Origin of the sequence: Streptomyces tirandamycinicus, from assembly GCF_003097515.1 — a bacterium.
Taxonomy (GTDB): Bacteria; Actinomycetota; Actinomycetes; order Streptomycetales; family Streptomycetaceae; genus Streptomyces; species Streptomyces tirandamycinicus.
The window spans coordinates 2,288,872-2,297,500 of sequence record NZ_CP029188.1 but is presented as its reverse complement, the minus strand read 5'-3'; the positions used below and the strand labels follow the sequence as shown (position 1 = coordinate 2,297,500).

Genomic DNA, 8,629 nt, shown 5'->3' with positions numbered 1-8,629 from the left:
GGGTAAGACCCCCGTAGCTGAAACGTTAGCGGCTCGTTTGAGTTATTCCCAAGTAGCACGGGGCCCGAGAAATCCCGTGTGAATCTGGCGGGACCACCCGCTAAGCCTAAATATTCCCTGGTGACCGATAGCGGATAGTACCGTGAGGGAATGGTGAAAAGTACCGCGGGAGCGGAGTGAAATAGTACCTGAAACCGTGTGCCTACAAGCCGTGGGAGCGTCGGACGTGTCCTTTGGGGTGCGTCTCGTGACTGCGTGCCTTTTGAAGAATGAGCCTGCGAGTTAGCGGTGTGTAGCGAGGTTAACCCGTGTGGGGAAGCCGTAGCGAAAGCGAGTCCGAAGAGGGCGTTTGAGTTGCACGCTCTAGACCCGAAGCGGAGTGATCTAGCCATGGGCAGGTTGAAGCGGAGGTAAGACTTCGTGGAGGACCGAACCCACCAGGGTTGAAAACCTGGGGGATGACCTGTGGTTAGGGGTGAAAGGCCAATCAAACTCCGTGATAGCTGGTTCTCCCCGAAATGCATTTAGGTGCAGCGTCGTGTGTTTCTTGCCGGAGGTAGAGCACTGGATAGGCGATGGGCCCTACCGGGTTACTGACCTTAGCCAAACTCCGAATGCCGGTAAGTGAGAGCGCGGCAGTGAGACTGTGGGGGATAAGCTCCATGGTCGAGAGGGAAACAGCCCAGAGCATCGACTAAGGCCCCTAAGCGTACGCTAAGTGGGAAAGGATGTGGAGTCGCAGAGACAACCAGGAGGTTGGCTTAGAAGCAGCCACCCTTGAAAGAGTGCGTAATAGCTCACTGGTCAAGTGATTCCGCGCCGACAATGTAGCGGGGCTCAAGCGTACCGCCGAAGTCGTGTCATTGCAGCAGGTAGCCCTAACGGGTGCTGTGATGGGTAGGGGAGCGTCGTGTGCCGGGTGAAGCAGCCGTGGAAGCGAGTTGTGGACGGTTCACGAGTGAGAATGCAGGCATGAGTAGCGATACACACGTGGGAAACGTGTGCGCCGATTGACTAAGGGTTCCTGGGTCAAGCTGATCTGCCCAGGGTAAGTCGGGACCTAAGGCGAGGCCGACAGGCGTAGTCGATGGACAACCGGTTGATATTCCGGTACCCGCTTTGAAACGCCCAGTATCGAGCCCATTAATGCTAAGGCCGTGAAGCCGCCGGCTGAGTCTTCGGACGAGGTCGGAGTGGTGGAGCCGCTGACCCGAGGTGGTAGTAGGTAAGCGATGGGGTGACGCAGGAAGGTAGTCCAGCCCGGGCGGTGGTTGTCCCGGGGTAAGGGTGTAGCCCGAGAGATAGGCAAATCCGTCTCTCATGTGGGTGAGACCTGATGCCGAGCCGATTGTGGTGAAGTGGATGATCCTATGCTGTCGAGAAAAGCCTCTAGCGAGTTTCATGGCGGCCCGTACCCTAAACCGACTCAGGTGGTCAGGTAGAGAATACCGAGGCGTTCGGGTGAACTATGGTTAAGGAACTCGGCAAAATGCCCCCGTAACTTCGGGAGAAGGGGGGCCACGCCTGGTGATGAGTCTTGCACTCTGAGCTGGGGGTGGCCGCAGAGACCAGCGAGAAGCGACTGTTTACTAAAAACACAGGTCCGTGCGAAGCCGTAAGGCGATGTATACGGACTGACGCCTGCCCGGTGCTGGAACGTTAAGGGGACCGGTTAGCTCCATTTCGGTGGGGCGAAGCTGAGAACTTAAGCGCCAGTAAACGGCGGTGGTAACTATAACCATCCTAAGGTAGCGAAATTCCTTGTCGGGTAAGTTCCGACCTGCACGAATGGCGTAACGACTTCTCGACTGTCTCAACCATAGGCCCGGTGAAATTGCACTACGAGTAAAGATGCTCGTTTCGCGCAGCAGGACGGAAAGACCCCGGGACCTTTACTACAGTTTGATATTGGTGTTCGGTTCGGCTTGTGTAGGATAGGTGGGAGACTGTGAAGCTTGGACGCCAGTTCAGGTGGAGTCGTCGTTGAAATACCACTCTGGTCGTGCTGGATGTCTAACCTGGGTCCGTGATCCGGATCAGGGACAGTGTCTGATGGGTAGTTTAACTGGGGCGGTTGCCTCCTAAAGGGTAACGGAGGCGCCCAAAGGTTCCCTCAGCCTGGTTGGCAATCAGGTGTTGAGTGTAAGTGCACAAGGGAGCTTGACTGTGAGACCGACGGGTCGAGCAGGGACGAAAGTCGGGACTAGTGATCCGGCGGTGGCTTGTGGAAGCGCCGTCGCTCAACGGATAAAAGGTACCCCGGGGATAACAGGCTGATCTTCCCCAAGAGTCCATATCGACGGGATGGTTTGGCACCTCGATGTCGGCTCGTCGCATCCTGGGGCTGGAGTCGGTCCCAAGGGTTGGGCTGTTCGCCCATTAAAGCGGTACGCGAGCTGGGTTTAGAACGTCGTGAGACAGTTCGGTCCCTATCCGCTGTGCGCGTAGGAGTCTTGAGAAGGGCTGTCCCTAGTACGAGAGGACCGGGACGGACGAACCTCTGGTGTGCCAGTTGTCCTGCCAAGGGCATGGCTGGTTGGCTACGTTCGGGAGGGATAACCGCTGAAAGCATCTAAGCGGGAAGCCTGCTTCGAGATGAGGACTCCCACCCACTTGATGGGGTAAGGCTCCCAGTAGACGACTGGGTTGATAGGCCGGATATGGAAGCCAGGTGACTGGTGGAGTTGACCGGTACTAATAGGCCGAGGGCTTGTCCTCAGTTGCTCGCGTCCACTGTGTTTGTTCTGAAGTTGCGAACATGCCGAGACCGCATACCACCGTTCGTGGTGGGGTGCTGGTCGGCTGGTTCGACAGTTTCATAGAGTTTCGGTGGTCATAGCGTTAGGGAAACGCCCGGTTACATTCCGAACCCGGAAGCTAAGCCTTTCAGCGCCGATGGTACTGCAGGGGGGACCCTGTGGGAGAGTAGGACGCCGCCGAACAATCATTGGGGAAAGCCCCGGACCGTATGGTCCGGGGCTTTCCGCGTTCCAGAGGCGGGCTACCGGCCACCCGTCGCAGACGCCGACCCGCAGTCCTCGAGTACGGTTTCGAACTCGATGGCCCGAGCGACTACTCGGTCCCACATCAGCTCGCCCGGACGTCCGTCACAGTCGTCCCTGGGCCTTGAGCGCCAGGTAGGCGTCCGCCACAGCCGGCGCGAGGTTCTCCGGAGTGGCGTCCACGACGGTCACCCCATGACGTTGGAGTTGCTCCGCCGTGCGGCGGCGCTGGAGCTGTGCCTGCGCGCCGGCCGCGGCCTCGTACACCGCGTCCAGGCTCCCGCGTCCGCCCGCCATCCGCTCGATATGGGGGTCCGCTACCGAGGCGACCATCACCGGATGGCGGCGGGTGAGCTGCGGCAGCACCGGCAGGAGACCCTCCTCGACGGGGGCGGCGTCCAGGCTGGTCAGCAGCACCACGAGGGCTCGCCGGGGAGCGTGCTTGAGCGTTGCCGCACTCAGGCCAGGGGCGTCCGTTTCCACCAACTCCGGTTCGAGAGGAGCCATGGCGCCGACCATGGCCGGGAGGATCTCCCCGGCCGCTCTGCCCTGTACCTGGGCACGGATGCGGCGGTCGTAGGCGAGGAGGTCCACACGGTCACCGGCGCGAGTGGCCAGCGCGGCGAGGAGCAGAGCGGCGTCCATGGACGCGTCCAGACGCGGGACGTCCCCCACTCGTCCGGCCGCGGTGCGGCCGGTGTCCAGCACGATCATGATGTGACGGTCCCGTTCCGGCCGCCAGGTACGCACCGCGACCGTTGTCCGCCGCGCGGTGGCACGCCAGTCGATGGAGCGGGTGTCATCTCCCGGAACGTAGTCTCGGAGACTGTCGAACTCGGTGCCCTCTCCGCGGGTCAGGACGCTGGTCCTGCCGTCGAGTTCACGTAGGCGGGCCAGCCGGGACGGCAGGTGCTTGCGGCTCGTGAAGGGCGGCAGTACGCGGACGGTCCAGGGAACCCGATGGTTTCCCTGACGGGCTGCCAGGCCGAGCGGTCCGTAGGAGCGGACCGTGACGAGCTCCGCGTGGCGGTCACCGCGACGGGTGGGGCGGAGGACCGTCGTGAGACGGCGGCGCTCGCCCACGGGAACAGTCACCGTGTGTCGTGAGCCGACTTGGTCCGTTCCGGGGAGCCAGCTGCTCGGAGGCCAAGCGTCCCGTAGACGGGCGCGCAGCCTCCGGGAGGACCCGTTGGTGACCGTGAGCTGCACTTTCGCACTCTCACCGAGCCGAACCGAGGTATCACCGGTTCGGGTGAACCGGAGGGTACGGACTGGTGCGGCCAGGGCGTAGTCGCACACAATTGCTACTGAGAGTGATGCATTGACGGCGAGGATCCCCGTCCAGCTGGGTTCGAGGATTCCGACGGGGAGGGAGCCGAGGGCGGCGAGGAGTGCCGCTCGTCCGGTGAGGGCCATGACGTCCTGCCTCAGCGGGGGACGGGGACGTGGGCGAGGATCGCGGTGATGACGGAGTCGGCGGTGACACCTTCCATTTCGGCCTCGGGCCGAAGCTGGATGCGGTGGCGGAGAGTGGGTAGGGCAAGGGCCTTCACATCGTCGGGGATGACGTAGTCACGTCCGGTGAGCCAGGCCCAGGCCCGCGCGGTGGAGAGCAGCGCGGTGGCGCCTCGAGGGGAGACGCCGAGAGTGAGTGAGGGGGAATCACGGGTGGCACGGCAGATATCGACGACATAGCCCGCGATCTCGGTGGAGACCGAGGTGCCGGCGACGGCCGTTCGGGCGGCTTCCAGGTCGGCGGGCGTGGCGACGGGGCGAAGGCCGGCGGCCCGCAGGTCGCGCGGGTTGAAGCCTTCGGCGTGCCTGGCGAGCACGTTGATCTCGTCGTCGCGCGACGGCAGCGACACGGTCAGCTTGAGCAGGAAACGGTCGAGCTGCGCCTCGGGCAGAGGGTAGGTGCCTTCGTACTCGACCGGGTTCTGAGTCGCGGCGACCAGGAACGGATCGGGGAGAAGGCGGGGTGTGCCGTCGACGGTGACCTGGCGCTCCTCCATGGCCTCCAGAAGCGACGACTGGGTCTTCGGCGGCGTCCTGTTGATTTCGTCGGCCAGTAGGAGATTGGTGAAGACGGGTCCCGGCTGGAAGGAGAACTCCGTGGTCCGGGCATCGTAGACCAGGGAGCCGGTGACATCACTGGGCATGAGGTCCGGGGTGAACTGGACCCGCTTGGTGTCCAGTTCGAGGGACGCGGCCAAGGCCCGTACGAGGAGTGTCTTGGCGACACCGGGGACTCCCTCGAGGAGGACGTGTCCACGGCAGAGCAGGGCTACGACCAGTCCGGTGACGGTGGAGTCCTGGCCGACCACGGCCTTCGCGATCTCGGTGCGCAGGGCCTCCAGCGAGGCGCGTGCGCCGTCCGAGTTCTCGGCGGTCTCGGGGGTCGGGGCGCTCATGAAGTGCGTACCTCTCGTTCTAGGGCGTCCAGTTGGTCAGCCAGGCGGATGAGTGCGGCGTCGTCGGCAGGGGCCGGTCCGAAGAGCAGAGTCCGGAGATCGCGGTCGCCGTCGCGCAGATGGGCCGAGACGGCCGGAAGCAGGGCCTCAGGGGAGTGGGCGTCCGCGAGGGTGACGCCCAGGAGGGGGGCGAGCCGGGACCGTGCGGCCTGGCGGAGGACGGAGGCGGCGTGGTCGCGGGCGTTCGCCCTGCGGTAGAGGCGGGCCCGGCCCTCGCTGGACTCGGAGGCGCGAACGGCGACGGGCAGTCGTTCGCTGACGAGCGGACCCAGCCGACGCGCCCGCCAGACGGCGGCGAGCACGGCGGCGACGGCGAGTTGGAGGGTGCCCCAGAGCCAGCCGGAGGGGATGAGCCGGCCGATACCGGTCTCGCCCTCCCCGCGGGCCTCGCCGTCAGCCGATCCATCGGAGAGGGAAGGCAGGTACCAGACCAGATGTGGGCGGGAACCCAGCAGTTGGAGGGCGAGCGACGCGTTGCCCTGGTCGTCGAGTCGTTCGTTGTAGAGGATGTCGGGGGCGCCGAGGAGGACGGTGTCACCCGTGCCCGCGTCGTCGATCCGGAGCAGGGTGGGCAGGCCGTCGACGAGGTAGCAGGAGTCGCTGCCGAGGGCGCTGTCGATGGTGTAGCGCCAGCCGCCGAGGTCGGCGCTCCCGGCGCGCCGGGCCGCCGGGAAGGCGCACTGCGGCTCACGTGCGGAGACCGGGGCCGGTGTGTCGGCCGAGGCCCCGGGGACGAGGGCGCCCACGGAGCTCCGGCCCGGGGCGACGAGGACGGTGCGGCCGCCGGAGGAGGCCATGGCTGCGCGCAGGACTGCCTGTTGACGGCTGGTCAGCAGATCCGGCCCGGCGACCAGCAGGGTGCTGTCGGGGCCGGTGGCGGTGACGGCCTCGTCGAGTGTGGTCACCACGCGGGTGGTGACCCCCCGGTCCTTGAGCAGTTCGGCCACCGCGCGGCTGCCGGACGGGTCGGTGGAGCGGGGGTCGAGGCGGCCGTGTCCGCCGCCGGAGCGGATGACCGCGATGACGAAGCCGGCCACGACGAGGATCACGAGCACGAGCAGGATTCCCCGGCTGCGGGTCCAGACCTGGTGGGAGGTGGGAGACACCGCGGTGGTGCCGGACGCGGTCCCGGTCATCCGATGGCTCCCTGCGCCGTGGTCAGATCGGGCTTGGCACGACCCAGTTCGGTGTCGAGGTCCCGCAGACGCGTGTACGCCTGCTGGTCGGCGGTGCGCCCGCCGTATGTGACGTCGTCGAAGGTACGGGCGGCCGAGCGCAGCGCTTCGGCGTGGGCGGGCAGGGGGCGTCCGGCCTCCGCGGCGGCTTCGTCGGCGGTGCGGCCGGGGCGGGGCTCGAGCAGGGCGCGTTCCTCCAGGGACCGGACGATGGCGCGCATCCGTTCCTGGACCGCCTGGTTCCATCGTCCGGCGGCGGCGTGGGCCTCGGCGGTCGTCCGGTGCTCGGCGGCGCTGAGGGGGCGGTCGTCGAACAGCGCGTCCCCCGCGACGGCGGTGCGGTGCGGGGTGCCCAGCCGCCACCACAGCGCCGCGGCCAGCGCGACGACGACCAGGGCGATGACAACGAGCCCGAGCGGGCCGCCGGGAGAGGCTCCCGCCGCGGCGTCCAGGACGCCGGCGAGCCACTCCCAGAAGCGGTCGAGGGCGCGTTCGAGCAGGTTGGGGTCGTTCTCGTGGTACATCGGCTTCGACAGCTCGCGTTCGGCCGCCTCCCTCGCGGGGACGCGAGGGATGTCCACGGGCACCTGGTCATCGGCGTGGATCGGCGGCCGTGCTCCGGTCGCTCCCCCCGGGAAGGACACCGCATCAGCTCCTGGGGGTGTCGTCGCCCGGAGCGGTTCCGTGGCCGTTGACGCCCGCCGCCCTGGCCAGTTCGAGATCGAGGGCCTCGCGGCGGATGCGCTGGTCCACGTAGAGGAGCACGGTGACACCCGCCGAGATCGGATAGGTGATGGCCGAGGCGATCACCGCTCCGATGCCGGTGATGATCAGGAACGGCCAGCCGAAGTCGGGTGTGCCGCCGGAGAACATCCCGCTGAGTCCTTCGCCGTCGACGGCGAAGGCGATCAGGCCGAAGGGAATGGCGATGATCAGGGAGACGATGAAGATCAGCAGCATCGTGAGCAGCAGGATGCCGAAGACCCGCCACCAGGCTCCGCGCACCAGCTTCGCCGAGCGGCGCATCGACTGGATGACGCCCTGCCGTTCCAGCATGAGGGCGGGCGAGGCGAGGGCGAACCGGACCATCAGCCACAGGGTGACGACCGCGCCGGCGATCCCGCCGAGGACGGCGAGGACGGCGCCGCCCGCGGAGCCGAGGAGCAGCCCGGGCAGCACAGCGACCACGAGCACGGCTGCGGCGATCAGCAGCAGCAGCACGATGAGGCCGAGGAGTTGGGGCAGTCGCGGCCGGGCCTCACGCCACGCGTCGGCCAGTGTGACCTCGCGGCCCAGCACCGAGCGGCTGACGACCACGGTCAGCAGCGCGGTGGTGAAGAGCGTGCCGATCAGGGCGATCGCCGTGACCGGTGCCGTGCCCACGAGCGTCGCGTTGAGCTGGTCGCCGAGCTGGTCGAGCACCTCTTCTGGAGTGGCGTTCGGGTCCACCTCGGGCGGTTGCGGGACGAGATAGCGCCGTACGAGGACGTCGAGGATCTGGGTGATGACCGAGACGGTGACCGTGATGCCCAGGACGGTGCGCCAGTGGGTGCGCAGTGTCGACACTGCCCCGTCCAGGATCTCGCCGACTCCGAGCGGGCGCAGCGGGATCACTCCGGGCTTCGCCGCGGGCGGCTGGCCCCAGCCGCCTCGCTGGGGTCCGCCGGCCCAGCCGGGGCCACCACCCCAGCCCGGTCCGCCGCCCTGCGGGGGCACGGGGCTGCCGCCCGGGCCGGTCGGCGGCGCCCACCGGCCGGCGGGCGGCTGCTCCTTGGACCACTTCGAGGGGGTCTCGGGAGTGCCTGCGGGACCGGGAGTTCCGGCATCCCGGTCGTCGGACGGGGAGGATCCGGGCGAAGCCCAGCCCGGAGTGTCGTTCACGGTCGTCCACCTCGTGGATGTGTCGCGTGGCCGGCTCGGCGAGCCGGCTGGATCAGGGTGCCTGTCCGCACGTCGGGGCGGGCGGCTGGCTGCCATCGTG

Annotated in this window: 5 protein-coding genes and 2 rRNA genes (1 of these 7 cut by a window edge); 2 read left to right on the top strand and 5 right to left on the bottom strand. The window is 66.8% G+C overall.

The genetic code is table 11. The features are described 5' to 3' along the window. Both DDW44_RS10130 and rrf read left to right on the top strand, forming a co-directional pair. Positions 1–2,718 (top strand): 23S ribosomal RNA (locus tag DDW44_RS10130); it begins 407 nt to the left of the window's first position. A 107-nt stretch (positions 2,719–2,825) separates the two neighbouring features. Continuing rightward, a 5S ribosomal RNA gene (gene rrf, locus DDW44_RS10125) occupies positions 2,826–2,942 on the top strand. Between the two features lie 165 nt (positions 2,943–3,107). Here rrf and DDW44_RS10120 read toward each other — a convergent pair. The 5 genes from DDW44_RS10120 to DDW44_RS10100 are packed head-to-tail and all read right to left on the bottom strand — an operon-like array spanning position 3,108 to position 8,529. Next, positions 3,108–4,418: a DUF58 domain-containing protein gene (locus tag DDW44_RS10120; RefSeq protein WP_108906215.1), complete on the bottom strand. Its 1,311-nt coding sequence runs from the start codon at positions 4,416–4,418 to the stop codon at positions 3,108–3,110. A gap of 11 nt (positions 4,419–4,429) precedes the next feature. Continuing rightward, complete coding sequence (locus tag DDW44_RS10115; protein ID WP_108906214.1) at positions 4,430–5,413, bottom strand: AAA family ATPase; 984 nt, start codon at positions 5,411–5,413, stop codon at positions 4,430–4,432. Continuing rightward, a complete protein-coding gene (locus tag DDW44_RS10110) occupies positions 5,410–6,609 on the bottom strand; it encodes a DUF4350 domain-containing protein (RefSeq protein WP_108906213.1) in 1,200 nt (399 codons plus the stop codon). The genes DDW44_RS10115 and DDW44_RS10110 overlap by 4 nt, the downstream gene beginning before the upstream one ends. Then, positions 6,606–7,292 carry a DUF4129 domain-containing protein gene (locus DDW44_RS10105; protein WP_108906212.1) on the bottom strand — a complete coding sequence of 229 codons (687 nt, stop codon included), beginning with the start codon at positions 7,290–7,292 and terminating at the stop codon, positions 6,606–6,608. The genes DDW44_RS10110 and DDW44_RS10105 overlap by 4 nt, the downstream gene beginning before the upstream one ends. A 4-nt stretch (positions 7,293–7,296) precedes the next feature. After that, positions 7,297–8,529 (bottom strand): DUF7847 domain-containing protein, encoded by a 1,233-nt coding sequence (locus tag DDW44_RS10100; RefSeq protein WP_206307341.1) that lies wholly within the window; start codon positions 8,527–8,529, stop codon positions 7,297–7,299. Positions 8,530–8,629 lie beyond the last annotated feature (100 nt).

Coding starts and splice junctions, on each gene's coding strand:
- DDW44_RS10110 (WP_108906213.1), bottom strand. CDS start 6,609: ATGACCGGGACCGCGTCCGGCACCACCGCGGTGTCTCCCACCTCCCAC.
- DDW44_RS10120 (WP_108906215.1), bottom strand. CDS start 4,418: ATGGCCCTCACCGGACGAGCGGCACTCCTCGCCGCCCTCGGCTCCCTC.
- DDW44_RS10115 (WP_108906214.1), bottom strand. CDS start 5,413: ATGAGCGCCCCGACCCCCGAGACCGCCGAGAACTCGGACGGCGCACGC.